The 26568-nt window shown below is 73.9% G+C and carries 24 protein-coding genes; 21 read left to right on the top strand and 3 right to left on the bottom strand.

What is annotated here, in order from left to right; genetic code table 11:
- Positions 1–3 precede the first annotated feature (3 nt).
- From frr to AC2A1K_RS00170, 10 genes are all read left to right on the top strand, one after another.
- Positions 4–561: a ribosome recycling factor gene (gene frr / locus AC2A1K_RS00215; RefSeq protein WP_483894298.1), complete on the top strand. Its 558-nt coding sequence runs from the start codon at positions 4–6 to the stop codon at positions 559–561.
- 85 nt (positions 562–646) lie between these two features.
- Positions 647–1516, top strand: coding sequence for a phosphatidate cytidylyltransferase (locus tag AC2A1K_RS00210; RefSeq protein WP_483894297.1), 870 nt, complete (start codon positions 647–649; stop codon positions 1514–1516).
- Between the two features lie 77 nt (positions 1517–1593).
- Positions 1594–2289, top strand: coding sequence for a class I SAM-dependent methyltransferase (locus AC2A1K_RS00205; protein WP_483894674.1), 696 nt, complete (start codon positions 1594–1596; stop codon positions 2287–2289).
- A gap of 143 nt (positions 2290–2432) precedes the next feature.
- The gene (locus AC2A1K_RS00200) at positions 2433–3803 is read left to right on the top strand and encodes a glycine cleavage T C-terminal barrel domain-containing protein (RefSeq protein WP_483894296.1); all 1371 of its coding nucleotides are present in this window, start codon (positions 2433–2435) and stop codon (positions 3801–3803) included.
- A 42-nt stretch (positions 3804–3845) separates the two neighbouring features.
- Positions 3846–6365 carry a GcvT family protein gene (locus tag AC2A1K_RS00195; RefSeq protein WP_483894295.1) on the top strand — a complete coding sequence of 840 codons (2520 nt, stop codon included), beginning with the start codon at positions 3846–3848 and terminating at the stop codon, positions 6363–6365.
- A 7-nt stretch (positions 6366–6372) separates the two neighbouring features.
- Positions 6373–7146: an electron transfer flavoprotein subunit beta/FixA family protein gene (locus AC2A1K_RS00190; protein WP_483894294.1), complete on the top strand. Its 774-nt coding sequence runs from the start codon at positions 6373–6375 to the stop codon at positions 7144–7146.
- A complete protein-coding gene (locus tag AC2A1K_RS00185; protein ID WP_483894293.1) occupies positions 7146–8147 on the top strand; it encodes an electron transfer flavoprotein subunit alpha/FixB family protein in 1002 nt (333 codons plus the stop codon). The genes AC2A1K_RS00190 and AC2A1K_RS00185 overlap by 1 nt, the downstream gene beginning before the upstream one ends.
- Positions 8148–8212: 65 nt before the next feature.
- Positions 8213–8935: a hypothetical protein gene (locus AC2A1K_RS00180; protein ID WP_483894292.1), complete on the top strand. Its 723-nt coding sequence runs from the start codon at positions 8213–8215 to the stop codon at positions 8933–8935.
- Complete coding sequence (gene rlmN, locus AC2A1K_RS00175; protein WP_483894291.1) at positions 8932–10092, top strand: dual-specificity RNA methyltransferase RlmN; 1161 nt, start codon at positions 8932–8934, stop codon at positions 10090–10092. The genes AC2A1K_RS00180 and rlmN overlap by 4 nt, the downstream gene beginning before the upstream one ends.
- A 10-nt stretch (positions 10093–10102) precedes the next feature.
- Positions 10103–11359, top strand: coding sequence for a GNAT family N-acetyltransferase (locus tag AC2A1K_RS00170; protein WP_483894290.1), 1257 nt, complete (start codon positions 10103–10105; stop codon positions 11357–11359).
- Between the two features lie 83 nt (positions 11360–11442).
- Here the strand turns inward: AC2A1K_RS00170 and ligD are convergent, their stop codons facing one another.
- The gene (gene ligD, locus AC2A1K_RS00165) at positions 11443–12450 is read right to left on the bottom strand and encodes a non-homologous end-joining DNA ligase (protein ID WP_483894289.1); all 1008 of its coding nucleotides are present in this window, start codon (positions 12448–12450) and stop codon (positions 11443–11445) included.
- On the opposite strand from ligD, the gene AC2A1K_RS00160 reads away from it, so the two are divergent.
- On the top strand, positions 12449–13861 hold the full coding sequence (locus AC2A1K_RS00160; protein ID WP_483894288.1) for an FAD-dependent oxidoreductase: 1413 nt from the start codon (positions 12449–12451) through the stop codon (positions 13859–13861). The genes ligD and AC2A1K_RS00160 overlap by 2 nt on opposite strands.
- Before the next feature lie 46 nt (positions 13862–13907).
- Here AC2A1K_RS00160 and AC2A1K_RS00155 read toward each other — a convergent pair whose 3' ends face one another.
- Together AC2A1K_RS00155 and AC2A1K_RS00150 are read right to left on the bottom strand one after the other, a co-directional pair.
- Positions 13908–15893, bottom strand: coding sequence for an APC family permease (locus AC2A1K_RS00155; RefSeq protein WP_483894287.1), 1986 nt, complete (start codon positions 15891–15893; stop codon positions 13908–13910).
- Positions 15890–16201 (bottom strand): DUF2631 domain-containing protein, encoded by a 312-nt coding sequence (locus AC2A1K_RS00150; RefSeq protein WP_483894286.1) that lies wholly within the window; start codon positions 16199–16201, stop codon positions 15890–15892. Before AC2A1K_RS00150 ends, AC2A1K_RS00155 begins: the two co-directional genes overlap by 4 nt.
- A 94-nt stretch (positions 16202–16295) precedes the next feature.
- On the opposite strand from AC2A1K_RS00150, the gene dxr reads away from it, so the two are divergent.
- The 10 genes from dxr (at position 16296) to AC2A1K_RS00100 (ending at position 26559) form a co-directional block, all read left to right on the top strand.
- Complete coding sequence (gene dxr / locus AC2A1K_RS00145; RefSeq protein ID WP_483894285.1) at positions 16296–17534, top strand: 1-deoxy-D-xylulose-5-phosphate reductoisomerase; 1239 nt, start codon at positions 16296–16298, stop codon at positions 17532–17534.
- Positions 17534–18853, top strand: a complete 1320-nt coding sequence (locus AC2A1K_RS00140; protein ID WP_483894673.1) for a M50 family metallopeptidase — start codon at positions 17534–17536, stop codon at positions 18851–18853. Before dxr ends, AC2A1K_RS00140 begins: the two co-directional genes overlap by 1 nt.
- 96 nt (positions 18854–18949) lie before the next feature.
- Positions 18950–20104 carry a flavodoxin-dependent (E)-4-hydroxy-3-methylbut-2-enyl-diphosphate synthase gene (gene ispG, locus AC2A1K_RS00135; protein ID WP_483894284.1) on the top strand — a complete coding sequence of 385 codons (1155 nt, stop codon included), beginning with the start codon at positions 18950–18952 and terminating at the stop codon, positions 20102–20104.
- Between the two features lie 42 nt (positions 20105–20146).
- Positions 20147–22183, top strand: coding sequence for a S9 family peptidase (locus AC2A1K_RS00130; RefSeq protein WP_483894283.1), 2037 nt, complete (start codon positions 20147–20149; stop codon positions 22181–22183).
- A gap of 63 nt (positions 22184–22246) precedes the next feature.
- Entirely contained in the window at positions 22247–23080 is an 834-nt protein-coding gene (locus AC2A1K_RS00125) for a GNAT family N-acetyltransferase (protein ID WP_483894282.1), read from the top strand.
- Positions 23077–23445, top strand: coding sequence for a DUF3054 domain-containing protein (locus AC2A1K_RS00120; protein WP_483894672.1), 369 nt, complete (start codon positions 23077–23079; stop codon positions 23443–23445). The genes AC2A1K_RS00125 and AC2A1K_RS00120 overlap by 4 nt, the downstream gene beginning before the upstream one ends.
- A 107-nt stretch (positions 23446–23552) precedes the next feature.
- A complete protein-coding gene (gene map, locus AC2A1K_RS00115) occupies positions 23553–24410 on the top strand; it encodes a type I methionyl aminopeptidase (protein ID WP_483894281.1) in 858 nt (285 codons plus the stop codon).
- A 4-nt stretch (positions 24411–24414) separates the two neighbouring features.
- Complete coding sequence (locus AC2A1K_RS00110; protein ID WP_483894280.1) at positions 24415–25425, top strand: dihydrofolate reductase family protein; 1011 nt, start codon at positions 24415–24417, stop codon at positions 25423–25425.
- A 42-nt stretch (positions 25426–25467) separates the two neighbouring features.
- Entirely contained in the window at positions 25468–25941 is a 474-nt protein-coding gene (locus AC2A1K_RS00105) for a hypothetical protein (protein ID WP_483894279.1), read from the top strand.
- A 42-nt stretch (positions 25942–25983) separates the two neighbouring features.
- The gene (locus tag AC2A1K_RS00100; protein ID WP_483894278.1) at positions 25984–26559 is read left to right on the top strand and encodes a pyridoxamine 5'-phosphate oxidase family protein; all 576 of its coding nucleotides are present in this window, start codon (positions 25984–25986) and stop codon (positions 26557–26559) included.
- The last annotated feature ends 9 nt before the right edge of the window (positions 26560–26568 follow it).

The following is a 26568-nucleotide window of genomic DNA, read 5'->3' as shown; positions in this document are numbered from 1 at the left end:
CACATGATCGACGAGACGCTCCTCGACGCCGAGGAGAAGATGGAGAAGGCGGTCAGCGTCGCCAAGGAGGACCTCGGCGGCGTCCGCACCGGCCGCGCCAGCCCGGCGATGTTCAACCGCATCAACGTCGAGTACTACGGCGCCTGGACGCCGCTCAACCAGCTCGCGTCGGTGCAGGTCCCCGAGGCCCGCATGGCCGTCATCAAGCCCTACGACGCCAGCCAGCTGGGCAGCATGGAGCGCGCGATCCGCGACTCCGACCTCGGCGTCAACCCCAGCAACGACGGCCAGATCATCCGCGTCGTGTTCCCGCAGCTCTCCGAGGAGCGCCGCAAGGACATGGTCAAGGTGGCGCGCAGCAAGGGCGAGGACGCCAAGGTGTCCATCCGCAGCGTGCGCCGCAGCGCCATGACCGAGCTCCAGCGCATCGTCAAGGACGGCGAGGCGGGCGAAGACGAGACCGGCCGAGCGGGGAAGGAGCTCGAGACCGTCACGGCGAAGTACGTCGCCCAGGTCGACGAGCTCGTCAAGAACAAGGAAGCCGAGCTCCTCGAGGTCTGAGGTCACCATGCCCTCCTCCGCATCGCGGCCCCGGCGTCCGGCTCCAGCAGCCGGGCGCCCGGCGACCCCGGAGACGGCCCCGGGGATGACCCCGGAGCGGACCGGGGCCCCCGCGGCGGAGGAGTCGAAGCCCAGGACCTCCCGCGCCGGGCGCAACCTGCCCGTCGCGATCGGCGTCGGCCTCGCGATGGGCGCGGTCATCCTGGTCGCGCTGCTGACGGCGCGGCAGGCGTGGATCGGGATCGTCGCGATCTCGGCGGTGATCGGCACCTGGGAGCTGTTCGGCGCCCTGCACCGCGGCGCCGGCATCCGCCTGTCCCGCGTCCCCGTGCTGGTCGGCGGCCAGGCGATGATCTGGCTGGCCTGGCCGTTCGGCACCGAGGGCATCCTGGGTGCCCTGCTGGTCACGGTGCTCGGCTGCTTCCTGTGGCGCATGCGGCTCGGCGCGGCCGGCTTCGTGCGCGACGTCGGCGCCTCGATGCTGGTGCTGTGCTGGGTGCCGCTGTGCATGGCGTTCGGGACGATGCTCGTCGTCCCCGCCGACGGCACCGCGCGCGTGCTGACGTTCCTCATCGTCGTCATCTGCTCCGACACCGGCGGCTACGCGCTGGGCGCGCTGTTCGGCAAGCACCCGATGGCGCCGAAGGTCAGCCCCAAGAAGTCGTGGGAGGGCCTGGCCGGGTCGCTCCTCGCCGGCTCGACGGGCGCCTGCCTGTGCGTCGCGCTCCTGCTCGACGACCACTGGTGGTACGGCCTGATCGTCGGCCCGCTGCTGGTGGCCACGGCCGTCACCGGCGACCTCGTCGAGTCCCTCATCAAGCGCGACCTCGGCATCAAGGACATGGGCAACACCATCCCCGGCCACGGCGGGCTGATGGAGCGCCTCGACTCGCTGGTCACGTCGGCACCGATGGCCTGGCTGCTGCTCCTGGTCCTGGTGCCCGTCCCCACGTGACCAGGTTCAGGGACGAGTCGACGGGTCGAGCTCCCCTCTCGGCGTGCTCGTCTGATCGCTCCGCCTCCCGTGACGTCATCGAGTCCCCCAACATCTGGCGCTGGCCCGAGGTCTACGAGCGCGAGAACGAGGCGCAGGACGCCACCGGCGCGCTGTGGGACACCGTCGCCGAGCTCGCCCCGCACGACGGCGTGGACGTCGTGGACGTCGGGTGCGGCGACGGCTTCCACCTGCCGCGGTTCGCCGAACGCGCTCGCACCGTGGTCGGCGTCGAGCCCCACGCGCCGCTGGTCGCCCGCGCCCGCGAGCGGATCGACGGCCTGCCCGGGTGCCGTGCCGAGCAGGGGAGCGCCGCGGCCCTCCCGCTGCCCGACGACTCCGCCGACGTCGTGCACGCCCGCACCGCGTACTTCTTCGGGCCCGGCTGCGAGCCCGGGCTGACGGAGGCCTCGCGGGTGCTGCGACCGGGCGGCGTGCTCGTGGTCGTCGACCTCGACGCCACCCGCCATTCCTACGGCTCCTGGATGCGTGCCTCGGCCCCGCGCTACGACCCGGGTGCCGCCGAGCGCTTCTTCGCCGGGCAGGGCTTCGCGGTGCGCCGCGTCGACACCCTGTGGCGCTTCGCCGACCGCACGACGCTCGCCGACGTCCTGCGGATCGAGTTCACCCCGGGCGTCGCGCAGAAGGCGATCGACGGCACACCCGGCCTGACCCTCTCGGTCGGCTACCGGGTGCACACACGGCGTGAACCGGACGGACTCCTGCGGCCGTAGCCGGTTCGTCGCGTCGGACCCCTTGACGTGATCTCGGTCACGGTCGCATCGTAGTTGCGCCAAGGGAAACCGGTTGCACTCCTCGCAACCACCGTCCGAACACCGGCTCGGGGTCGCCGGATGCACGACGAGGTGAGGTGCTGATGACGGACGTTCTGCCCACGCGGGCGGCGGTGGAGCTCGTGCCGGAGCCGTCGTCGACGACGGTGACGAACCCGGGGATCCTGCTCTACCCCCGACTGCGGAAGTCGCCCTACTTCTGGAAGTCGCGGGCGCACGGCGTGGCGATGTACAGCGTCTACAACCACACGTACCACCCGCGCCACTACGGCGACCCGCTCGCGGAGTACTGGGCGCTGCTCGAGGACGTGACCCTCTGGGACGTCGGCGTCGAGCGCCAGGTCGAGATCGTCGGGCCCGACGCGTTCGCGTTCACCAACATGCTGGTGCCCCGCGACCTGAACAGGTGCGCCGTCGGTCAGTGCAAGTACGTGTTCGTCACCGCACCCGACGGTGGGATCATCAACGACCCGGTGCTGTTGCGCGTCGAGGAGGACCGCTTCTGGCTCTCGCTCGCCGACTCCGACGTCGGGCTGTGGGCCACCGGCCTGGCCCACGCCGGCGGCTGGGACGTCCAGGTCCGCGAGATCGACGTCGCCCCGGTGCAGGTCCAGGGGCCGAAGGCCAAGGCCGTCGTCACCGAGCTGTTCGGCTCCGACGTCGCCGGGATGCCGTACTACCACCTGCGCCACGCCGTGATCGACGGCATGGAGGTCGTCGTCAGCCGCACCGGCTACAGCGCCGAGATCGGCTACGAGATCTACCTGCGCGACGCCGTCCGCCAGGCGGGCAGGCTCTGGGACCGGGTGTGGGAGGCGGGGCGCCCGCACGGGATGCGCCCGATCGGCCCGTGCCACATGCGGCGCATCGAGGGCGGCATGCTCGCCTACGGCTGCGACATCACGCTCGACACCAACCCGCTCGAGGTCGGCTACGACTACACGTGGATGGTCGACCTGGACCAGGAGGCCGACTTCGTCGGCAAGGACGCGCTGATCCGCGCCAAGGCGCGCGGGCCGACGCGGTCGTTGGTCGGCGTCGAGATCGGCGGCTCGCGGCTGGGCACGTTCAACGACGGCTCCATGATCGAACCGTTCACGGTCCGCAACGAGGAGGGCGAGTTCGTCGGCACGGTGACGAGCGCCTGCTGGTCGCCGCGGCTCGAGCGCAACATCGGACTCGCGATGGTCGCGACGCCGTCCACGCCGCTGGGGACGACGCTGCAGGTCATCACCGGCCCGGGAGACGGAGCGCAGCGGAGCTCGACCCATCTGCCGGGAGACGGAGCGCAGCGGAGCTCGACCCATCTGCCGGGAGACGGAGCGCAGCGGAGCTCGACCCATCTGCCGGGAGACGGAGCGCAGCGGAGCTCGACCCGTGTGGTCGACGTGCGCGACGCCGTCGTCGTCGAGAAGCCGTTCGTCGATCCGCGCAAGCAGACCCCCAAGGGCTGAGCGGGACCGGTCATGGAGCACGTCTGGATCCCGAGGAGAGCCGTGACCCCGTTCCCGGACCGGGCCCAGGTCGTCGTCATCGGTGGCGGCATCGTCGGCAACTCCGTCGTGCACCACCTCGCGCGGCTGGGGTGGCGCGACATCCTGCTCGTCGACAAGGGGCCGTTGCCCGACCCGGGCGGCTCGACCGGGCACGCGTCGAACTTCATCTTCCCGGTCGACCACTCCCGCGAGATCACGCTGCTGACCGGCGACTCGATGCGCCAGTACACCGAGCTCGGCACGCTGACGACGTGTGGCGGCATCGAGGTGGCGCGCACCCCGGAGCGGGTCCAGGAGCTCGACCGGCGGATGTCGTCGGCGCGGGCGTGGGGGATCGACGCGGAGCTGATCACCCCGGCCGAGGTCGCCGAGAAGGTCCCGTTCCTCGACCCCGCGCCGGTCCTGCGCGGGTTCTGGACGCCGTCGGTGTCCGTGGTCGACCCGCTGCGCGCGGGCGAGCTGATGCGGGAGCGGGCGAGCGCCGCGGGCGCGCTCACCGTCTCCGCGCTCACCGAGGTGCTCGCGATCGACACCGAGCGCGGGCGGGTGCGCCGCGTGCGCACCGATCGCGGCGACGTCGAGACCGAGTCCGTCGTGGTCGCCGGCGGCGTGTGGAGCCCCCGGATCGCGCAGCTCGCCGGCGCGACGATCCCGCTGACGCCCGCCGTGCACCAGATGATCGACGTGGGCCCGATCGCGGAGCTCGCGGCCACCGGGCGGGAGATCGCGCTCCCGATCATCCGCGACATGGACCCGTTCATGTACGAGCGGCAGAGCGGCGCCGACCTCGAGATCGGGTCCTATGCGCACCGGCCGATCCTCTGCGATCCCGACGAGATCCCGTCGATCGCGGCCGCGGCGCTCTCACCGACCCAGCTGCCGTTCACCGCGGACGACTTCGACCCGCAGATGGAGGCGGCGCTGGAGCTGTTCGCGGGCATCCTCGACCGCCCCGACGCGGGCATCCGGCACGCGATCAACGGGCTGCTCTCGATGACCCCGGACGGTCACCCGCTGCTGGGCGAGACCCCGGAGGTCGCCGGGCTCTGGTCCGCGGCCGCCGTGTGGATCAAGGAGGGGCCCGGCGTCGGGCGGCTCGTCGCCGAGTGGATGACCGCGGGCGTCCCCGAGATCGACCCGCACGCCGCGGACGTCGCCCGCTTCGCGCCCCACGAGCGCACCCGCACCCACGTGCGTGCCCGCGCCGCGGAGGGCTACAACAAGACCTACGGGATCATCCACCCGCGCGAGCAGTGGGGCTCCGACCGCGGTGCCCGCCGCTCGCCGTTCTTCCCGCGCGAGGAGGCCCTCGGCGCCGAGTTCTTCGAGGTCGCGGGCTGGGAGCGTCCCCAGTGGTACCGGTGCAACGAGCCGCTCGTGAGCGAGTTCGGGGTCGTGGGCCGCCCGCACGAGTGGGACGCGCGCTGGTGGTCGCCGATCATCGTCGCCGAGCACCTGGCGATGCGCCGCGGCGTCGCGATGATCGACCTGAGTGCCTTCGCCCAGTTCGACGTCCGCGGCCCGGGGGCGCTCGCCTACCTCCAGCACTTGTGCGTCGCCCAGATGGACCGGCCCGTCGGGCGTGTGATCTACACGCCGCTGCTCGGTCCCGACGGCGGCTTCCGCAGCGACCTGACCGTCGTGCGTCTCGGCGAGTCGCACTTCCGGGTGGTCACCGGCGGGTCGGACGGGGCGCGGGACCTGCACTGGTTCGCGCGCCATCTCCCCGCCGACGGTTCCGTCGCGCTGGCCGACGTCACCTCGGCGGTGTGCACCCTCGGGCTCTGGGGCCCGCGGGCGCGCGACGTGCTCGCCGCGGCGACCGACGACCCCGGCGCCGATGAGCTCAGCGACGCCGCGTTCCCGTTCGCGTCCGGCCGCACGATCACGATCGGGTCGATCCCGGTGCTCGCGCTGCGCCTGTCCTACGTCGGCGAGCTCGGGTGGGAGCTGCACGCGCCGACCGAGTGCGGCCTGCGCCTCTGGGACACGATCGCCGAGGCGGGGGCGCCGCACGGGATCGTGCCGGCCGGCATCGGCGTCTACGGCGGCACCGCGCGGATCGAGAAGGGCTACCGGCTCATGGGCCACGAGCTCGACGGCGAGCACGGGCCGGTCGAGGCGGGGCTCGCGCCGCGGGGGCTCAAGGCGGCGGACTTCGTCGGGAAGGCCGCGTACACCAAGGCCCGCGAGGGCGAGCCCGAGGCGACGCTGTGCACGCTGACGCTGGACGCGGCGGTCGATCCCGAGGGGCACCGGCGCCACCCCCAGGGCGGCGAGCCGATCCTCACGACCGGCGGCGCGCGGATCACCGACCGGCGCGGGCGGCCGTCGTACGTCACCAGCGCGGACGCCGCCCCGTCGCTGGGGACGCACCTGCTCATGGCCTACCTGCCCCCCTGGCACGCCGTGGAGGGCACCGGGCTGCTCGTCGAGTACCTGGGGGAGCGGTACCCGGTGACGGTCGCACGGGCTGGCCGGAGGCCGCTGTTCGACCCCGACGACGCCCGGATGCGGTGACACGGTCATGAGGGAGCTGGACGTCCTGGCCTGCGTCAAGCGCGTCCCGGCGGTGGGCTCCGAGGTCCTGCTGACCGCCGACGCGACGGCGGTCGACACCCGCCACCTCGGCTTCACCATCGGCCCGCACGAGGAGTGCGCGGTCGAGGAGGCGGTGCGGATCGCCGAGCGCACCGGCGGATCCGTGGGTGTGCTCACCGTCGGCCCGCCCGAGGCCGACGAGCAGCTGCGCTACGCGATGTCGATGGGCGCCGACCACGCGGTGCGGGTCGAGGCGCCGGTGGCCGACCCCGACCCGGAGGCCACCGCCGTGGCGATCGTCGGGGCGCTGCGCGACCTGCGGCCCTACGACCTCGTGCTGTTCGGGGCGGCCTCGGCCGACGCCGGGCACGCGCAGGTCGGCTTCCGGGTGGCGGCAGCGCTCGGGCGCCCCGTGGTCGGCGGGGTGAAAGGGATCGATCCCGGGTCCGACACGGTGGCCCTTCGCCGCGACGCCGGTGACGGGACCGAGCTCCACGCGGCGCCGCTGCCCGCGGTCGCGGCCGTGCTCGAGGGGCTCAACCTGCCCCGCTACCCGACGATCACGGGCCGGCTGCGGGCCAAGAAGGCGCCGATCCGGGTGCTTCCCGGGCCGTCTGGCCCGTCGGCGACCGGCGGCCTGCGGACCCTGCGGCTGCGCCACCGCCCGGAGGCCCGCGCGGAGACCGTCGTGCTGGGACGCGGCGCCGCGGCGGCGGGCGCCGTCGTGGACGTCCTGGCCGAGCTCGGGATGGTGCGCTGATGGTGCTCGCCATGATCGAGCGCGACGGCGAGGGCGTCGCGACGGCCGCGGCCGCGGAGGTGCTCGCCGCGGCGCGGGACCTGGCCGACGAGCTGGGCGCCGCCGTCGGCGCGGTGGCCGTGGGGGACGCCGGTGACCTGCTCGACGACCTGCCCGACGACCTCGCCGAGCGCGGCGTCTCCACGCTGCACCTGCTGCGCCACGAGCTGCTGGCCGACGCCGGGCCCGCCGGCGTCGGCGAGGCGCTGGCCCAGCTCGTGGCCACCGAGACACCGAGCGCCGTACTCGCGGCGGCCACCGGCGCGAGCACCGAGGCCATGGCGTGGGCGGCGGCGCGGGTCGGGGTGCCGCTGGCGACGGCGTGCACCGAGATCCGGCCGGCGATCGGTCCCGGCGACCCCTGGGAGGTCACCCGGGAACGGTCCGGCGGCATCCTCCTCGAGGACGCCGAGCTGGACGCCCCGATCCGCTTCGCCACGCTCGGCACCGGCACCGGCACCGGCACGCCCACCGAGACGGCCGCGGCCGCCGAGGTGACGGTCCGCGTGTTCGTCCCGGAGCTCGACGCCACGGTGCCGCGCGCCCGCCTCGTCGAGCAGCGGGCGCGCGCGACCGGGATGACGCTCGCCACCGCGCCGGTCGTCGTGTCGGGCGGCCGCGGGGTCGGCAGCGCCGAGGGCTACGGGGTGCTCGAGGAGCTCGCGGGTCTCCTCGGCGGCGCGGTCGGGTGCTCGCGGGTCGCCACCAACAACGGGTGGCGCCCGCACGCCGACCAGGTCGGGCTCACCGGCACCCGCGTCAGCCCCGACCTCTACATCGCCTGCGGCATCAGCGGGGCCACGCAGCACTGGGTGGGGTGCATGAGCGCGCGCTCGATCCTCGCGGTCAACACCGACCCCGAGGCGCCGATGGTGTCGCGGGCCACGTGGGCGGTGATCGGCGACGTGCACGAGGTGCTACCCGCCGTGGTCGAGGAGATCCGGCGGCGATCCGGGGTCTGAGCGTCGCGCCGGCCGGGCGGGGCTGGCGTCCGGACCAGGGGCGCGGTCGCGTTACCGTGGATGTCGTGTCCGCGTACCCCCCTCCTCGTCCGCCGTCCGGGTATCCCGGTCGCGGTGGTCCCGGCGGTCCCTACAACCCCGGTGGTCACGGTGGCCCCGGCCGCCCCGGTGGTTTCAGCGGGTACGGCGGGCCGGGTGGTGGCCAGAGCTCGCCGCCACCGCGCCGGAGCTCCGGCGGGGGCGGCCGCAGCACCGGGCGCGGCGGGGGCGCCGTGCGCATCGACCCCGTGCTCGTCGAGATCGCGGCCGGCCTCGTGTGGCTGGCCGTGGGCACGCTCGGGCTCGGGGCCGACGGGGTGGGCACATTGATCCTCGCCGTCGGCATCGCGATCGCCATCGGCATCGGGGTCGAGAACCGCCGGCGCGGATCGCGCCCGTTCGACACGTCGCGCTCCACCGAGGTGCTGCGCCTGGGCGGCGGCGTGATCGTCGCGGTGATCGTCGCATCGATCGTGCTCGGGCTGCTCAGCGGCTCGGCGTTCCTGCCCGGCCTCGCGCTGTTGCTCACCGGCGGCGCGTTCTGGCTGCTCAGCCGCTCCACCGGCCAGCGTCCGACGGCCTGGCTCGGGATCGCGCTCGTCGCCGCCGGACTGCTGTCCGCCCTGATCACCCTGGGCACCGCGGGCGGCTTCGTGTCCCAGGGCCTGCTCGGCCTGCTCGCGGGCGTCCTGCTCCTGCTGTCCGCCGCCGACCGCGTCGGCCTCGTGGAGATGCTGCGCTCGCGATGACCGATCCCGTGGTCGATCCCGCCGGGGAGGCCGAGGCGACCGCCGGACCGGTCCTGTCCCTCTCGCCGCGCGGCACCCGGCGCAGCCGTCCCGCCCGCCACCTCGCCGACCTCGACCCGGCCGGGCGCCGGGAGGCGGTCGCCGAGCTCGGGCTCCCGGCCTTCCGCGCCGACCAGCTCTCGCGCCACTACTTCACGCGGCTCGAGTCCGACCCGGGCACGATGACCGACCTGCCCGCCGCGGCGCGCGAGACGCTCGGCCCGGCCCTGCTGCCCGAACTCCTCTCGCCCACCTCGGTGGTCGACTGCGACGGCGGCTCCACCCGCAAGACGCTCTGGCGCGCAGGCGACGGTGCGCTGGTCGAGAGCGTCCTCATGGGCTACCCGGACCGTGCCACCGTCTGCATCTCCAGCCAGGCCGGGTGCGGCATGGCCTGCCCGTTCTGCGCCACCGGCCAGAACGGCCTCGAGCGCAACCTGTCGACCGCCGAGATCGTCGAGCAGGTGCGCGCGGCGGCCGCGGCGGTGAAGGCCGGCGAGCTGGGCAGCGAGCTGCGGCGCCTGTCCAACGTCGTGTTCATGGGCATGGGCGAGCCGCTCGCCAACTACCGGCGCGTCGTCGACGCCGTGCACCGGCTCTGCGACGCCCCGCCCGCGGGCCTCGGGCTCTCGCAGCGCTCGGTGACCGTGTCGACGGTCGGGCTCGTGCCGGCGATCCACCGGCTCGCCGACGAGGGCCTGCAGGTCACCCTCGCCGTCTCGCTGCACACCCCCGACGACGAGCTGCGCGACACCCTGGTGCCGGTGAACACCCGCTGGCCCGTCGCCGAGGTGTTCGGCGCGGCGCGGCGCTACGCCGAGGTCACCGGGCGGCGGATCTCGATCGAGTACGCGCTGATCCGCGACGTCAACGACCAGCCCTGGCGCGCCGACCTGCTGGCCAAGCTGGCATCGAAGCACCTCGGCCGGCTCGTGCACGTCAACCTCATCCCGCTCAACCCGACGCCGGGCAGCACGTGGGACGCGAGTCCCGCCCCGGTGCAGGCGGAGTTCGTCCGGCGGGTGCGCGACGGCGGCGTCGCGTGCACCGTCCGCGACACCCGCGGCCGCGAGATCGCCGCGGCGTGCGGTCAGCTCGCGGCCACCGCACGGCAGTGATGGTTCGGCAGTGACGCACGAGGTCCGCCGGATCGTCCCGCACGCCACCGAGGGCGTGGCCGACGCGGACACCGTCACCTGGACCCGCGCGATGCTGGCGGCCTTCCTGCGCCCCCGGGTGGAGCCGGGGGATCTCGCGCGGGCGGCGGCGGACCTCGTCGGGTCGCGGCTGCGCGGGGTCTACGAGACCGCCGACCCCGCGCCCGTCGCGACCCTGCGTTCCTGGGACACGCGGATGTCGGTGCCCGGCGGCGAGGTGATCGTCGACGCCGTCACCGCGATCGGCGTCCGTTCCACCCACCGGCGTCGCGGGCTGCTGCGCGCGGTGCTCGTCGACGACCTCGCCGAGGCCGCCCGCGCCGGCACCCCGGTCGCCGCGCTCACGTCCACCCAGGGTGCGCTGTACGAGCGCTTCGGTTTCGGGCTCGCCAGCTGGAACCGCGCGCTGCGCCTCGACACGCGTGGCGCAGCGTTCCGCGAACCCGACCCGACCGGCCGCCTGCGCACCCTCGAGCCGGCGACGCTGCCCTCGGCGGCCGCCCCCGTGCAGGACCGCGCCCGGCGGCGGCACCCGGGGTCGATGGACCGCAGCGAGTCCTCGTGGACCGCGCTGATGACCGGGGCGAACCTCTTCGGGGGCCTGAGCGGCGACCCGGGCCGGCACGCGGTGCTGTGGTCGGACGGCACCGGCCGACCGGGTGGCTACGTCGTCTACCGCGTGGCCCAGGACTGGGTGGGCGGGGCCGGCGAGATCGCCGTGCTCGACCTGCAGGCGACCACACCCGAGTCGTACCGCGAGCTGTGGCGCCACCTGGCGTCGCTCGACCTCGTCGGCGCCGTGACCTGGACCGACGCGTCCACCGACGAGCCGCTGCCCTGGCTGCTCACCGATCCCCGGGCCGCCGCGCCCGGCGCGAGTCGCGAGATGCTCTGGCTGCGGATCCTCGACGTCCCGGGCGCGCTGGGCGCGCGCCGCTACCCCGTCACCGAGCAGATCGTGCTCGCGGTGGACGACCCGGCCGGGTACGCCGCGGGGACCTGGCTGCTCGACACCACCGACCCCGTCGAGCCGCGCGTCGTCACCACGACCGCCGCGCCGGACGTCGCCCTGGACGCGGCGGCGCTCGGCTCGCTCTACCTCGGCGGCGTGGACCCGCGGGTGCTCGCGCGGGCCGGGCGGCTCTCCGAGCGCACGCCGGGCGCCGCCGGGCGGCTCGCGCGACTGGTGGCCGCGCCGAGCGTGCCCTGGAACGGCGTCCGGTTCTGAGATCGACCGATCCGGCGCCGTCCGCCCGTCCCCCGGTGAGGCGCAGGTCCACGGTTGTCACCCGACCGGTACGCGGGTGAGGCTCACACCTCGGGCGGCTCGTCGGGCTCGTCGGGGACGCCGTCGTCGCGGTCGGCCCAATCGAGCAGGGCGCGCAGGTCGAAGACCTCGTCGTCGATGGTCGCGTGCAGCTCGCCGACCTCGGCGTAGCGCGCGGGCATCGTCGCGATCGTGAAGTCGCCCGGCTCGGCGTCGTCGATCTCGTCCCAGCGCAAGGGCGCCGACACCCGCGCCTCCGGGGTGCCGCGCACCGAGTAGGCGGACGCGATCGTGTGGTCGCGGGTGTTCTGGTTCCAGTCGAGGAAGACCGTGCCGGGCTCGCGGTCCTTGCGCCACCAGGCGGTGGTGACCAGATCGGGGGCGCGCCGCTCGACCTCGCGGGCGAACGCCAGCGCGGCCCGCCGCACCTCGGTGAACGAGTGCTCGGGACGGATGCGGACGTAGACGTGCAGTCCCTTGCCGCCCGAGGTCTTGGGGAAGCCGACGGCGCCGAGCTCGTCGAGCACCTCGTGCGCGACGGCCGCCACGCGCCGGATCGTCGGGAACTCCGTGCCGGGGGTGGGGCCGGGCATGGGGTCGAAGTCGATGCGCCACTCGTCGGGGGTCTCGACGTCGGCGGCCCGGGTGTTCCAGGGGTGGAACTCCACGGTGGACATCTGGACCGCCCAGATGACGTCGGCGGGGCTCGCGACGCACAGCTCGTCGGCGGTGCGGTTGTAGCGGGGGAAGTGCACGCGCACGGTCGGCACCCAGTCCGGAGCACCCTTGGGCAGCCGCTTCTGGTGGACCTTCTCGCCGTCGGTCCCGGTGGGGAAGCGATGCATCATGCAGGGCCGGTCGCGCAGGGCGCGCACGATGCCGTCCGCGACCGAGAGGTAGTAGTGCGCGAGGTCGAGTTTGGTTTCTCCCCGGGCCGAGAAGTACACCCTGCCCGGGTTGGTCAGACGCACCGTCCGGCCGTCGACCTCGATCTCCGCGGCCTCGGTCACGGCGGCACAGTACTCCCGGCCGACGCAGGGACGGAGATTCATGAGCAAGCGCATCGTCGTCGTCGGTGGCGACGCCACCGGCATGTCCGCCGCGTCGACCGCCCTGCGGCACGCGGACTCCGGCGAGCTCGAGGTGGTCGTGCTGGAGCGCGGGCACTACACGTCCTACTCGGCGTGCGGCACCCCCTACTGGATCTCCGGGCACGTCGGCGACCGCGACGAGCTGATCGCGCGCTCGCCCGAGCAGCACCGCGAGGCGGGCATCGACGTGCGGATGCGCACCGAGGCGACGGCGATCGACCTGGAGAAGCGGGCCGTCAGCGTCCGCGGCGTGGACGACGGGGACACCTACGACCTCGGGTTCGACGAGCTCGTCATCGCGACGGGCGCGGTGCCGACGGTGCCGCCGCTGCCCGGCGCGGCCGCCGAGGGCATCTTCGGCGTGCAGTCGCTGGAGCAGGGCGAGGAGATCGTCGAGGACCTCGCTCCGGGCCAGCCCGACGACGGGGAGGACCGAGCCGGCGATCGCCGGCGGGCCGTCGTCGTCGGGGCCGGCTACATCGGTGTCGAGATGGCCGAGGCGATGGTGGTGCGCGGGCTCGAGACGACGATCATCGACCAGGCGCCCGAGCCGTTCACGCAGGTCGACCCCGACATGGGCGCGCTGATCCGCGAGGCCATGGAGGGCATGGGCATGACGGTGCTCACGGGCACCGGTGTCGACGGCTTCGACGTCGGCGAGGACGGACGGGTCACCGCGGTGCGCGTGGGCGACACCGTGCTGCCCGCCGACATCGTCGTCATCGGCCTCGGCGTGAAGCCGAACGTCGCGCTCGCCGCGGACGCCGGACTGACGATCGGCGCGTCCGGCGGGATCGTCACCGACGTGCGCATGCAGGCCGCGCCGGGCGTGTGGGCCGGCGGCGACTGCGTCGAGGTCCACCACCGGCTCTCGGGGAAGGGCGTGCACATCGCGCTCGGCACCCACGCGAACAAGCACGGGCGGATCATCGGCACGAACATCGCCGGCGGCTACGGCGCGTTCCCGGGCGTGATCGGCACGGCGATCAGCAGGGTCTGCTCGCTGGAGATCGGGCGCACGGGGCTCTCGGAGTCCGAGGCGTCGGCGGCGGGCTTCGGCTACGTCACCGCCACCGTGGAGTCGACGACCACGGCGGGCTACTGGCCCGAGGCGGAACTGATGACGGTCAAGGTGCTCGCCGAGCAGCGCACGGGGCGGCTGCTGGGCGCGCAGATCGTGGGTCGGGCCGGCTCCGGCAAGCGGATCGACGTCTTCGCCACGGCGATCTGGAACGGCATGACCGTCGAGGAGATGACGTTCATGGATCTGTCCTACGCCCCGCCGTTCTCGCCGGTCTGGGACGCCGTCCTCGTGGCCGCCCGGAAGGCCGCCAAGGAGGTCCAGGCCGCGATCCCGGCCTCCCCCGTCTGAGCGATGTGAGCACTTTCCGGGCCGATAGGCCCGGAAAGTGCTCACATCAGCCGACGTGGACGGCGGGGCGGCGGGAGCGGTCGGGTTCGGCCTCGCGGAGCACCTCGCGGGTCACCGGGGCGACCTCGCCGACGCCGAAGAGCAGGTAGCGCGCGAGGTTGGTGGCCGGGCTGCCCTCGTCCCACTCGAAGTAGACGTGGGGCACGGTGCCGGTGACGTCGCGTAGGTGCAGCAGCAGCGCGGCGATGGCGTTCGGCACGGTCGAGCTGCGCGCGCGCAGGATGCGGTAGCCGTGGCGCTCCTCGCCCAGGACGTGCAGCTCGGACTCGAAGTTCGAGGGGTCGTCGACGGTGATCTCCACGAACACCACCGCGTCTCCGGACGGGATGTGGTGGTCGTAGCGCTCCTCGAGCTCCTTGTCCTGGTACTCGCGCTTGTCGCGGCGGTCCGGCTCGTTGGCCACCAGCCGGATCCTGGACTGCGGGTCCTTCTCGTGGGCCTCACGGACGATGCGTCGCGCGGTCTTGTCGAGGTGCACCGCGGTGATCCGCAGCTCGGTGCTGCGCAGCACCCGCGACAGGAACGAGACGACGAAGATCGCGGCCACGAACATCAGGCCGATCTTGAGGCCCTCCGGACGCTCGATCATGTTCGCGACCGTCGTGTAGACGAGGACGACGGCGATGATCCCGAAGCCGGTCATCGCGCCCCGCTGGCCCTTGGCGCGGGCCGAGAGCGTCACCGAGATCGACGCCGACGTGATGAGCACGAGCACGCCGGTGGCGTAGGCGCCGCTCTGCGCGTCGACGCTGGCGTCGAAGATGATCGTGATGAAGATCCCGAGCGTGGTGAACACCAGCACCATGGGCCGCACGGCCCGCGCCCAGTTCGGGGCCATCCCGTAGCGGGGCAGGTAGCGCGGCACGAGGTTGAGCAGGCCCGCCATCGCCGACGCCCCGGCGAACCAGAGGATCGTGATCGTCGACAGGTCGTAGACGGTGCCGAGCGCCGCCCCGAACTGCTCGTGCGCGAGGTAGGCCAGCGCGCGGCCGTTCGCCTGGCCGGTCGGGCCGAACTCGTCGAGCGGGATGAGCAGCGTCGTCACGAAACTCGAGGTGACGAGGAAGCCGCTCATGATCAGCGCGGCGGTCGTCAGGAGCTTGCGCGCCCCGGCGATCCGGCCGGCCGGGTTCTTCTCCGTGTCGCCCGGGGCGCCGCGCACCAGCGGCATCACCGCGACGCCGGTCTCGAAGCCCGACAGGCCGAGCGCCAGCTTGGGGAACACGACCAGCGCGATCGCCACGACCACCAGCGGGTTGCCGTGCTGGGTGAGCAGCGCGTCGCCCCAGTCGACGATGCGCACCGGCTCGGTGGCGACGCGGTAGAGCGCCCCGGCGACCACCACGAGGTTGAGCAGCAGGAACGTCGCCACGACGACCACCGCGATGCCGACGGCCTCGGCGAAGCCCATGAGGAACACGACGCCGAGCAGGATCACCAGCGCGCAGGTGAGCGGCACCTCCCATCCGTGCAGGGTCCCGCCGACCAGCGGGTTCTCGACGACGTGCGCGGTCGCGTCGGCGGTGGAGAGGGTGATCGTGATGAGGAAGTCGGTGACGGCGAAGCCGAGGAGCACGAGCACCAGCAGCTTCGACCACCAGTACGACAGCAGCTTCTCGAGCATCGCCACGGAACCCTCGCCGTGCGGGCTCTCGCGCGCCACGCGCCGGTAGATCGGCAGGGCGCCGGCGAGGGTCAGCACGACGAGGACCAGTGTCGCGATCGGCGAGATCAGCCCGGCGGCGACGACCGCCACGGCGGGCTGGTAGCCGAGCGTCGAGAAGTAGTCGACGCCGGTGAGGCACATGACGCGCCACCACGGCTTGCCCTCGCGCTCCGGTGCGGGGCGGGCGTGGGGGCCCGAGTACTGCGAGCCGCGATCGACGAGGCCCTCGAGGAGCCATCGGCGCAGGGCCGAGGGCCGGTCCCGCCGCTCGGTCGAGCCGGTCGGCGGGGCCGGCGGAGCGCTCACCGCCGCCAGGACGTCCGCGAACGGATGATCGCGCCGAGCGACAGCGCGAAGAACCCGATGGCCAGCGCGACCAGCCAGATCTCCTCCTGGCGGCCCTCGTGGTTGCCCCAGAGCATGATCAGCATGATCGCGGCGACGAGGAAGCCGGACAGGCGCGCGACCTTCGGGTAGTGGCCGTGCCAGCCCCACTCCACCGAGGGCTCGTCGTCCGACGAGACGCCGTTGACCACCACGGGGGCGCGGTGATGGCCGTCGTGGTGTGCGACGTCACCGCCGTGCTCCTGCCGAGCGGGGCTGTTGGTGGCCACGAGGTCTCCTGGTTCGCGCTGAGGGCCGGGGCCCGCCCAACCTACCGCGCGCCCACCTACCGCGCGCTGTACCGGCCGGTGATGATGAGCCGCGATGAGCACATCCCCACCACCCCGCCGGCTCGTCCTGCTCGGGTCGACCGGCTCGATCGGCACGCAGGCCCTCGACATCGTCCGCGCGCACCCCGACCGTTTCGTCGTGACGGGCCTCGCGGCCGGTGGCGGGCGCCCGGATCTGCTGGCCCAGCAGGCCGCCGAGTTCGGGGTGCCGATGCTGGCGGTCGCCGACCCGGCGGCCGCGCCGGACCTCGAGGGACGGACCGGCGCGGAGATCCTCGCCGGCCCGGACGCGGCGGCCCAGCTCGCCGGGTCGGGCGCGGACGTGGTGCTCAACGCGATGGACGGATCGCGGGGCCTCGCGCCGACCCTGGCCGCACTGGCCGCCGGCGCCACGCTCGCGCTGGCCAACAAGGAGTCGCTGGTCGCCGGCGGGCCGCTGGTGACCCGCGCGGCGGGGTCCGGGCAGATCGTGCCGGTGGACTCGGAGCACTCGGCGCTCGCGCAGAGCCTGCGCGGCGGCCGGCCCGAGGAGGTCGCGCGCCTGGTGCTCACCGCGTCCGGCGGCCCGTTCCGCGGACGCCCCCGCACCGAGCTCGCCGGCGTCACCGTCGAGCAGGCCCTGGCCCACCCGACGTGGGCGATGGGGCCCGTGGTGACGCTGAACTCGTCGACGCTGGTCAACAAGGGTCTCGAGCTGATCGAGGCGCACCTGCTGTTCGGGGTCCCCTACGAGCGCATCGACGTCGTCGTGCATCCCCAGTCGATGATCCACTCGATGGTGACCTTCGTCGACGGCGCCACGATCGCCCAGGTCAGCCCGCCGGACATGCACATGCCGATCGCGCTCGCGCTGGCCTGGCCCGAGCGTCTGGCGGGCGCGAGCAGGCCCGAGACCTTCGCCGCTCCGACCGCCTGGACCTTCGAGCCGGTCGACACCGTCGCCTTCCCGGCGCTCGAGCTCGCGCGGGCGGCGGGGTCGGCGGGGGGCTGTCTGCCGGCGGTCTACAACGCCGCCAACGAGGAGGCCGTCGCCGCCTTCCTCGCCGGGCGCTGCGCGTGGACCGGCATCGACGAGACCCTCGCCGCCGTCCTGGACGACGCGGGGGCGTGGGAACGCGACCCGCGCGACGTCGACGACGTGCACGCCGCCGAGCGGTGGGCGCGCCGCCGGGCCGGGGAGCTCCTGACGACACCGGTGGGTGAGGCCGCCCGCCCCGAGAGCACCACCCCACGCAGGGCACACCGCTCCCGGGGCTACCGTGTGACGCCGTGATGCTCGTCCTGGGGATCGTGCTCTTCGCGGTGGGGCTTCTCCTCTCCATCGCCTGGCACGAGCTCGGCCACTACACCGCGGCGCGGAAGTTCGGCATCCGCGTCCCCGAGTTCATGGTCGGCTTCGGTCCGACGGTGCTGTCGGTGAAGAAGGGCGAGACGCGCTTCGGCATCAAGGCGATCCCGCTCGGCGGCTACATCCGCATGATCGGGATGGTGCCGCCCGCGCCGGGCCAGCTCGTCGGGCGCAGCCGCCGCTCGGGCCCGTTCCAGGGCATGGTCGACGACGTCCGCGCCGACTCGGTCCGCGACTTCGAGCCCGGCGACGAGGACCGCCAGTTCTGGACCCGCAAGCCGTGGAAGCGGATCATCGTCATGCTGGCGGGTCCGTTCATGAACCTGATCCTCGCGATCGCCCTCTTCGCCATCACGCTGATGGCGATCGGTGTCCCCACGCCCCAGCCCGTGGTGAAGGCGGTCAGCGCCTGTGTCCTGCCGGCCTCGCAGGCGCAGACGACGCAGTGCCCGCCCGGCGCGCCGCCGACCCCGGCCGCGCAGGCGGGATTCCAGCCGGGTGACCGGATCGTCGAGTTCGACGGGCAGCCGTTCACGGACTGGTCCCCGCTCGTCATCGCCATCCGCGAGGCCCGGGGCACGGTGCCGGTGGTCGTCGAGCGCGAGACGCCGGCGGGTACGCAGCAGCTCACGCTCTTCCCGACTCTGATCGACAACCAGGTCGCCGACCTCAGTCCGGCACCCGAGGGGTCGCCGCCGGACGAACGGCGCTACGTCACGGCCTCGTTCCTGGGCATCGAGCCGACCAGCCCGCTCGTGCGCCAGGACGCCGGCGCCGTCGTCACGGCGGGCGGTGCCCTGCTCGGGCGCACCGTCGAGGCCGTCGCGCGCCTGCCCGAGAAGGTGCCCGGGCTGTTCGGTGCGGTGTTCCTCGGCGAGGAGCGGGACGTCGAGGGGCCGGTGAGCGTCGTGGGCGTGTCCGTGCTCGGCGGACAGGTGCTCGAGCGGGACCAGGCGATCCTCGAGGAGGTCGCCATGTTCCTCAACCTGCTGGCCGCGGTGAACCTGTCGTTGTTCCTGCTCAACCTCCTGCCGATCCTGCCGCTGGACGGCGGTCACGTGCTGCCCGCGGTGTGGGAGGCGATCAAGAAGCGGATCGCGCGCCTGCGCGGGCGGCCCGACCCGGGGCCGGTCGACCTGGCCCGTCTCATGCCGATCGGCGTCGGTTTCGCGGTGCTGATCATGGCCTACGGCGCGCTCGTCATCGCCGCGGACATCGTCAACCCGATCGAGCTGCCCCTCTGAGGGGCGTGGTCTGAGGGGCGTGGTCGGTGCCACCGGCGAGGTCGGTGACGCTGGGGCAGACTGGGTGACGACGCGTCCACTTCGTCGAGGAGAGAGATGACCGTCGACCTCGGCCTGCCCGAAGCCCTCCCGGTGCTCGCCCCGCGCCGCAAGACCCGCCAGCTGGATGTCGGCGGGGTCGGTGTGGGCAGCGACCACCGGGTGTCGGTGCAGTCGATGACCACCACGCTCACCGCCGACGTCAACGCCACCCTGCAGCAGATCGCCGAGCTCACTGCGGCGGGCTGCGACATCGTGCGCGTGGCGTGCCCGTCGGCCGACGACGCCGAGGCCCTCCCGGCGATCGCGAAGAAGGCGAACATCCCGGTGATCGCCGACATCCACTTCCAGCCGAAGTACGTGTTCGCCGCGATCGCCGCCGGGTGCGCCGCGGTGCGCGTCAACCCCGGCAACATCAAGAAGTTCGACGACAAGGTCGGCGAGATCGCCAAGGCGGCCAAGGACGCCGGCACGCCGATCCGCATCGGCGTCAACGCCGGTTCGCTCGAGCCCGGCATCTTCGCCAAGTACGGCAGGGCGACCCCCGAGGCGCTGGTCGAGTCGGCGCTGTGGGAGGCCTCACTCTTCGCCGAGCACGACTTCCACGACATCAAGATCTCGGTGAAGCACCACGACCCGGTGACGATGGTGCGCGCCTACGAGCTGCTCGCCGAGCAGTGCGACTACCCGCTGCACCTCGGCGTCACCGAGGCCGGGCCGACGTTCCAGGGCACCATCAAGTCGGCCACGGCGTTCGGCGCGCTGCTCGCGAAGGGCATCGGCGACACCATCCGCGTCTCGCTGTCGGCGCCGCCGATCGAGGAGGTCCGGGTGGGCCTGTCGATCCTGGAGTCGATGAACCTGCGCCCGCGCCAGCTCGAGATCGTCTCCTGCCCGTCCTGCGGGCGCGCGCAGGTGGACGTCTACAAGCTCGCCGACGAGGTCACCGCCGGCCTCGAGGGCATGGAGGTGCCGCTGCGCGTCGCCGTCATGGGCTGCGTCGTCAACGGTCCGGGCGAGGCCCGCGACGCCGACCTCGGCGTGGCGTCCGGCAACGGCAAGGGCCAGATCTTCGTCAAGGGCGAGGTCATCAAGACCGTACCCGAGGCGCAGATCGTCGAGACCCTCATCGAGGAGGCCATGCGCCTCGCCGAGGAGGCCGGCGAGCCGATCGACGGCGAGACGGGCGCCCCGCAGGTCACGGTGGGCTGACGCCCCGGTGAGCCGAGGCGCACCTCGTGATCGGATGGGCCCGTGAGCACGTTCGACGATCTCGACGCCTTCGCCGCCACCCGTCGTTGCGCGGGCCTCGCGCTGTCCCCGGACGGATCGCGGCTCGTCACCACGGTCTCGGAGCTCTCGGCCGACGGGAAGAAGTACGCCTCGTCGCTGTGGGAGCTCGACCCCGGCGGCGAGCGCGCCCCGCGGCGGCTGACGCGGTCGTCGACCGGCGAGTCGTCGGCCGCCTTCACCCCCGACGGCGACCTCCTGTTCACCTCGCGCCGCGCCGACCCGGTCGCCGAGAAGCCGAGCGAGGACCGCACCGCCCTGTGGCTGCTGCCCGCCGCGGGAGGGGAGGCGCGCCCGGTGGCCGAGCGTCCGGGCGGGGTCAGCGGGTTCGCGGTCGCGCGTGAGGCCGGCACGCTCGCCCTGGTCACCCCGATGCCGGTCGAGGGCAGCAACGAGACAGCGGAGGAGCAGCGCGAGGCGCGTGAGGCCGCGGCGGTCTCGGCGCGCCTGCACACCCACTTCCCGGTGCGCTTCTGGGACCACGACCTCGGGCCCGGCCGCGCGCACCTCCAGCGCTGCGCACCGCCCGACCCCACTGGTCCGTCGGGCCCCGACGCCGGCTACGGCGAGCCCGAGCACGTGGCGCCGGGGGAGGCCGAGCGCTTCGGCGGCAGCGCGATCAGCCCGGACGGGCGGACGGTCGCGGTGGTCGTCGAGGTCCCCGACCCCGCCGACCCCGCGTCGTGGCGGCGGCGCCTCGAGCTGCACGGTCCCGAGGGGCGCACGGTCGTCGGCGACGAGCCCGGGGCCGACCACGAGGCCCCGGTGATCACCCCCGACGGCCGATGGCTGCTCTGGGTCCGCGAGCGCCACCCCCGCCCGGGCCGCGGCATGGCGCACACGCTCAAGGCGCGCCCGCTGGTCGACACGCCCGGTGGGATCGACGCGGAGCGCGACGTCCTGCCCGAGGAGGCCCGGCACGTCCGCGGCATCACGGGTGCGCCCGGCGGCGACGTCGCGTACGTCGTCGTGGACGAGCTCGGGCACGGGCCGGTCCTGCGGGTGTCGATCACCGACGGGTCCGTCACGCGACTGACCGCGAGCGGCGCCTACACCGACGTCGTCGCCGCGGCGGACGGAACGGCGCTGTACGCGCTGCGGTCCGCGGTCGACGCGCCGCCGACGCCGGTCCGCCTCGACCCGACCAGCCCCGACCAGGAGCCGACCCCGCTGCGCGGGGTCACCGCGATCGACCCGCTGCCCGGCACGCTCACCGAGGTCCACGCGACCGCCGCCGACGGCACGGCCCTGCGCTCCTGGCTCGTCCTGCCCGGCGGAGCGTCGGCCGCCTCCCCGGCCCCGCTGGTGCTGTGGATCCACGGTGGGCCGTTGTCGAGCTGGAACGCGTGGTCGTGGCGCTGGAACCCGTGGCTGATGGCCGCGCGCGGCTGGGCGGTGCTCCTGCCCGACCCGCGTCTGTCCACCGGGTACGGCCAGCAGTTCCTCGACCCCGCCACCGGGGCGTGGGGCGACCTGCCCTACACCGACCTCATGACCGTCACGGACGTGGCCGTGGCCCGTGACGACGTCGACGCGACGCGCGTGGCGGCCATGGGCGGTTCGTTCGGCGGCTACATGGCCAACTGGATCGCCGGGCACACCGACCGCTTCGCCGCGATCGTCACCCACGCCAGCATCTGGCACCTCGACGGCTTCGTCGGCTCCACCGACGCGTCCTTCCACTGGCGCCGCGAGTGGGGCGACCCGCTCGACGAGCGTGACCGCTACGACGCCCACTCGCCGCACCGGCACATCAAGTCGATCACCACGCCGACGCTGGTGATCCACGGGGACAAGGACTACCGCGTCCCGATCTCCGAGGGCCTGCGGCTCTGGTACGACCTGCAGCGCACGGGCGTGGAGTCCCAGTTCCTCTACTTCCCCGACGAGAACCACTGGGTGCTCCAACCGGGTGACGCCAAGCTCTGGTACCGGACGGTGTGGGCGTTCCTCGACCACCACGTCCTCGGCCGACCCTGGGAACGCCCCGCACTCGTGTAGGGACACGGGTGTTCCGGGGGACTCCACTGGGAGTTCCGTCCCCGGACGTGGCAGGCTGAACGGGTGCTCCGTACCGCCGGTGCGCGGCTGCTCGACGACCGGGACCGGTCGAAGGTGCGAAGCGCCCTCGACGCCGACCCCGTCGCCACCTGCATGGTGGCCTCGCGGGTCGAGACGGTCGGAGTCGAACCCTGGCGTCTGGGCGGTGAGCTCTGGGGCGTCGGGGGCCGCCTCGACGGCCTGTGCTTCTCCGGGGCGAACCTCGTGCCGCTGCGCGGCGACCGCACCGAGGTGCGGCACTTCGCCGAGCGCGCCCGTCGCCGGCGCCGCAACTGCTCCTCGCTCGTCGGGCGCCGCGAGCTGGTGCTCCCGCTCTGGGAGGAGCTCAGCGACTCCTGGGACACCGCCCGCGAGGTCCGGCCCGACCAGCCGCTGATGGCCACCGCGGTGGCGCCGTCCGTCGCCCCCGACCCCGCCGTGCGCCAGGCCCGTCCCGACGAGCTCGAGCGCTACCTGCCCGCGGCGATCGCGATGTTCCTCGAGGAGGTCGGCGTCGATCCGCGCCTGGGCGACGGCGGCGCCGGCTACCGCGCCCGCGTGGCCGAGCTGATCGGCACGGGTCGGGCGTTCGTGCGCTTCGAGCACGGCGAGGTCGCGTTCAAGGCGGAGATCGGCGCGCTGTCCTCGCGCGTGGGCCAGATCCAGGGCGTGTGGGTGCACCCCGACTGGCGCGGGCGCGGGCTCGGTCAGGCCGGCACCGCGGCCGTCGTCGCCCACCTCGTGCGTGCGCGGAGGGTCGCGAGCCTCTACGTCAACGCGTTCAACACCCCGGCCCGGCGGGCCTACGAGCGCATCGGGTTCGAGCAGGTCGGGTCGTTCGCGACGGTGCTGTTCTGACCGCGACGACGCCGACCCGCCCTCGCGCCGGGTGGCTGGCGCTCGATGCCGTCGCCGTCGTGGCGTTCGCCGCCCTCGGGCGAGCGAGCCACGACGAGTCGATTGCCGCAACCCTCCTCACCGCCGCGCCGTTCGTGGCCGGCGCGGCGGTCGGCACACTCGCCGGGCGCACGTGGCGCGCTCCGCTGGGCTGGCGCTCGGGGCTCGCGGTGTGGGCGGGAGCGGCGATCGTCGGGCTGGTGTTGCGCGCAGCGTTCACGGGCCGCCTGCCGCTGTCGTTCGCGATCGTGGCCACGGTCTCGCTGGGCGTGCTGGTGCTCGGTTGGCGCGCGGTCGCGCGTCTCGTGCGCGCCCGCCGCACCTGAGCGTTCCGCGGCGGCGGCCGGGACGGCTCGGTCGGCCGGCGTGCGGCGCTCGACGGGTGAGGTGGACGGGCGCCCGGTCCCGCTCGCGGGGCGCCTACGCTGGAGCCATGCCGGTTCGCGCTCCGCTGCGGCCCGGGGAGCAGACGCCGCTGCGCCCGGTGCCACCGCACATCCCCCGCCCCGAGTACGTGGGCAAGCCCGCGCCCGCGCGCAGCACCGATCCCTGGGTGCAGACCCCCGAGATCCTGTCGGCCATGCGGGTGGCCGGGCGGATCGGCGCCCAGGCCCTGCAGGCGGGCGGCGAGGCGGTGAAGCCCGGCGCCACCACCGACGACGTCGACCGTGTGGTGCACGAGTTCCTGCTCGACCACGACGCGTACCCGTCGACGCTGCAGTACCGCGGCTTCCCGAAGTCGTGCTGCGTCTCGCTCAACGAGGTCATCTGCCACGGCATCCCCGACTCGACGGTCATCGAGGACGGCGACATCGTCAACATCGACGTCACCGCCTTCATCGGCGGCGTGCACGGCGACACCAATGCGACGTTCCTCGCCGGCGAGGTCGACGAGGCGGACCGCCTGCTCGTCGAGCGCACCCACGAGGCGACGATGCGGGCGATCAAGGCGGTGAAGCCGGGCCGCGAGCTCAACGTCGTCGGGCGCGTCATCGAGTCGTACACCAACCGCTTCGGCTACGGCGTCGTGCGCGACTTCACCGGCCACGGCATCGGCCGGGCGTTCCACTCGGGTCTCGTCGTCGTGCACTACGACGACCCGTCACGGCACGAGATGCTCGAGCCGGGCATGACCTTCACGATCGAGCCGATGATCACCCGCGGCTCGATCGACTACGACGTCTGGGACGACGGGTGGACGGTGACGACGAAGGACAAGTCGCGCACCGCCCAGTTCGAGCACACGATCCTCGTCACCGACACCGGCAGCGAGATCCTCACGCTGCCGTGAGCGGATGAAGCGCCCGCACGTGCTCGCCTCGGCGGCGGTGTCGATCGACGGGTTCCTCGACGACGCCTCGCCGCACCGGCTCGTGCTCTCCGGGCCCGCCGACCTCGACCGTGTCGACGCCGAGCGGGCCGGGGTGGACGCGATCCTCGTCGGCGCCGGCACCGTGCGCGCCGACGACCCCCGCCTGCTCGTGCGCTCGCCCGAGCGCCGCGCCGACCGGGTGGAGCGCGGCCTCGGTCCCTCCCCGTTGCGCGTGGTGCTCTCGTCGCGGGCCGTGGACCCCACCGCACGCGTGCTCACCGAGGGCCGCGACGTCACCGACACCGTGGTGCTCGCCGGCACGCCGCACGAGGTGCTCGACCAGCTGGCGGGCCACGGCGTCGTGCGCCTCATGGTGGAGGGCGGGGCGGGCGTGCACCGGGAGTTCCTCGGCGCCGGGGTGGTCGACGAGCTGCAGCTGGCGGTGGCACCGCGGCTGGTCGGCGACGGCCCGCGCTTCACCGGCGCGCCGGACGAGGCGCATCTCGTCGAGACCCGCCGTGTCGGCCCCGACGTGCTGCTGCGCTACCGCTTCGGCGACGCCGACGCCCGCTGGCTCGCGGAGGCCTGCTCGCTCGCCGAGCGCTGCCCGCCCTCGCCGTCGGCGTTCTCGGTGGGCTGTGTCGTGGTGGCCGCCGACGGCACGGTGCTCGCGACCGGGCACAGCCGCCGCGACGACGTCCTCGACCACGCCGAGGAGGTCGCCCTGCGCGACGTCGACCGCGACGACCCGCGCCTGCCCGGTGCCACGATCTACACCTCGCTGGAGCCGTGCGGGCAGCGGGCGTCGCGCCCGGTGACCTGTGCCCAGCACATCCTCGACGCCGGCATCGGCCGGGTCGTCATGGCCTGGCGCGAGCCGCCGCTGTTCGTCGGGACGCCGTCGGGCGCCGCCCGGCTCGAGGCCGCGGGGGTCGAGGTCGTCGAGTGCCCGGGGTTCGAGGACCTCGCCCGACGGCCCAACCGGCACCGCTGAGCTCATCAGGACGATCCGGCCGCTGTCGTTCATGGTGGAGCCGTGCGCTCGCTGCCGATCCTGCTGCCCGCCGCGGTGATCCGAGCCCGCGCCTGCCCGCTGGCGTCGATCCGCCAGATCCGCACCTGGCGGCTCCGGTTCGTCGAGCACCCGGCCGGTGCCGAGCGACTCCCGCGCCCCGCCGGCTGGTCCGACGTCGTCGACGCGCACGCCGTCCCGCGGGGCGGGCACGCCGTCGAGCTGACCGGGGACGGCTTCCGCGCCGTCTGGGACGCCCCGTACGCCGTCGAGGGGCCCGTCCGCCTCCACGGCGAGCTGGTCGTCGACCCGCTCGACGGCCTCGAGACCACCGGGCGCATCCACCGCGTCCGGCTGCTCACCGAGACGATCCGCGAGGACGTGGCGGGGGAGCGGGTGGTGGCGCTGACCGCGCGGGACCTCTCGGCGATCCCGAAGGCGGTGGACGACACCCAGGACCGGGGCGTGCTGCTGGACCTCGAGATCGGGGTCGCCTGAATCACCCTGCGTCCCGTCGCGCAGCCGTGCGAGTCTGCGGGCATGGCCAAGGTGTACGAGCGCATCGAGCCCCGCCTGGCCCGGTGGATCGGCGAGCAGCCGGTGTTCTTCGTGGGCACCGCGCCGCTGTCGGGCGACGGGCTGGTCAACGTCTCGCCGAAGGGGCTGCGCGGCACGTTCGGGGTGCTCGACGACCACACGTTCGCCTACGTCGACATGACCGCGAGCGGCGTGGAGACGATCGCCCACCTCCGCGAGAACGGCCGCGTGTGCGTGATGTTCTGTTCGTTCGACGGCACGCCCAACGTGGTGCGCCTGCACGGGCGCGGCCGGGTGGTGACGCACGGCGAAGCGGGGTTCGACGCCGCGCTCGAGCCGTTCGCCATGGGGCTGGCGTCCCGGCGCACCGAGGCCCGCGGGGTCGTCACCGTCGACGTCACCCGGGTCGCCGACGCGTGCGGGTACGCCGTGCCGCGGATGACGCTGGAGGGCGACCGCGAGCTGCTCGACTCCTGGGCCGAGCGGCGCAGCCCGGAATGGCTGCGGAACTACCGCACCGAGAAGAACCAGCACTCCCTCGACGGCCTGCCCGGGCTCGCCGGGCTCCCCGACTGGTGATGGCCGGGA

This window comes from Actinomycetospora sp. 2LY8.5, assembly GCF_057180585.1.
Note: the sequence above shows the minus strand (reverse complement) of the source record. Positions and strands in the feature narration are given on the sequence as shown.

What these genes read in the sequence shown, in the direction of transcription:
- AC2A1K_RS00110 (WP_483894280.1), top strand. Translation starts at nt 24,415, where the DNA reads ATGAAGCGCCCGCACGTGCTCGCCTCGGCGGCGGTGTCGATCGACGGG.
- ispG (WP_483894284.1), top strand. Translation starts at nt 18,950, where the DNA reads ATGACCGTCGACCTCGGCCTGCCCGAAGCCCTCCCGGTGCTCGCCCCG.
- AC2A1K_RS00160 (WP_483894288.1), top strand. Translation starts at nt 12,449, where the DNA reads ATGAGCAAGCGCATCGTCGTCGTCGGTGGCGACGCCACCGGCATGTCC.
- map (WP_483894281.1), top strand. Translation starts at nt 23,553, where the DNA reads ATGCCGGTTCGCGCTCCGCTGCGGCCCGGGGAGCAGACGCCGCTGCGC.
- AC2A1K_RS00100 (WP_483894278.1), top strand. Translation starts at nt 25,984, where the DNA reads ATGGCCAAGGTGTACGAGCGCATCGAGCCCCGCCTGGCCCGGTGGATC.
- AC2A1K_RS00140 (WP_483894673.1), top strand. Translation starts at nt 17,534, where the DNA reads ATGCTCGTCCTGGGGATCGTGCTCTTCGCGGTGGGGCTTCTCCTCTCC.
- frr (WP_483894298.1), top strand. Translation starts at nt 4, where the DNA reads ATGATCGACGAGACGCTCCTCGACGCCGAGGAGAAGATGGAGAAGGCG.
- ligD (WP_483894289.1), bottom strand. Translation starts at nt 12,450, where the DNA reads ATGAATCTCCGTCCCTGCGTCGGCCGGGAGTACTGTGCCGCCGTGACC.
- AC2A1K_RS00185 (WP_483894293.1), top strand. Translation starts at nt 7,146, where the DNA reads ATGGTGCTCGCCATGATCGAGCGCGACGGCGAGGGCGTCGCGACGGCC.
- rlmN (WP_483894291.1), top strand. Translation starts at nt 8,932, where the DNA reads ATGACCGATCCCGTGGTCGATCCCGCCGGGGAGGCCGAGGCGACCGCC.
- AC2A1K_RS00190 (WP_483894294.1), top strand. Translation starts at nt 6,373, where the DNA reads ATGAGGGAGCTGGACGTCCTGGCCTGCGTCAAGCGCGTCCCGGCGGTG.
- AC2A1K_RS00200 (WP_483894296.1), top strand. Translation starts at nt 2,433, where the DNA reads ATGACGGACGTTCTGCCCACGCGGGCGGCGGTGGAGCTCGTGCCGGAG.
- AC2A1K_RS00210 (WP_483894297.1), top strand. Translation starts at nt 647, where the DNA reads ATGACCCCGGAGCGGACCGGGGCCCCCGCGGCGGAGGAGTCGAAGCCC.
- dxr (WP_483894285.1), top strand. Translation starts at nt 16,296, where the DNA reads ATGAGCACATCCCCACCACCCCGCCGGCTCGTCCTGCTCGGGTCGACC.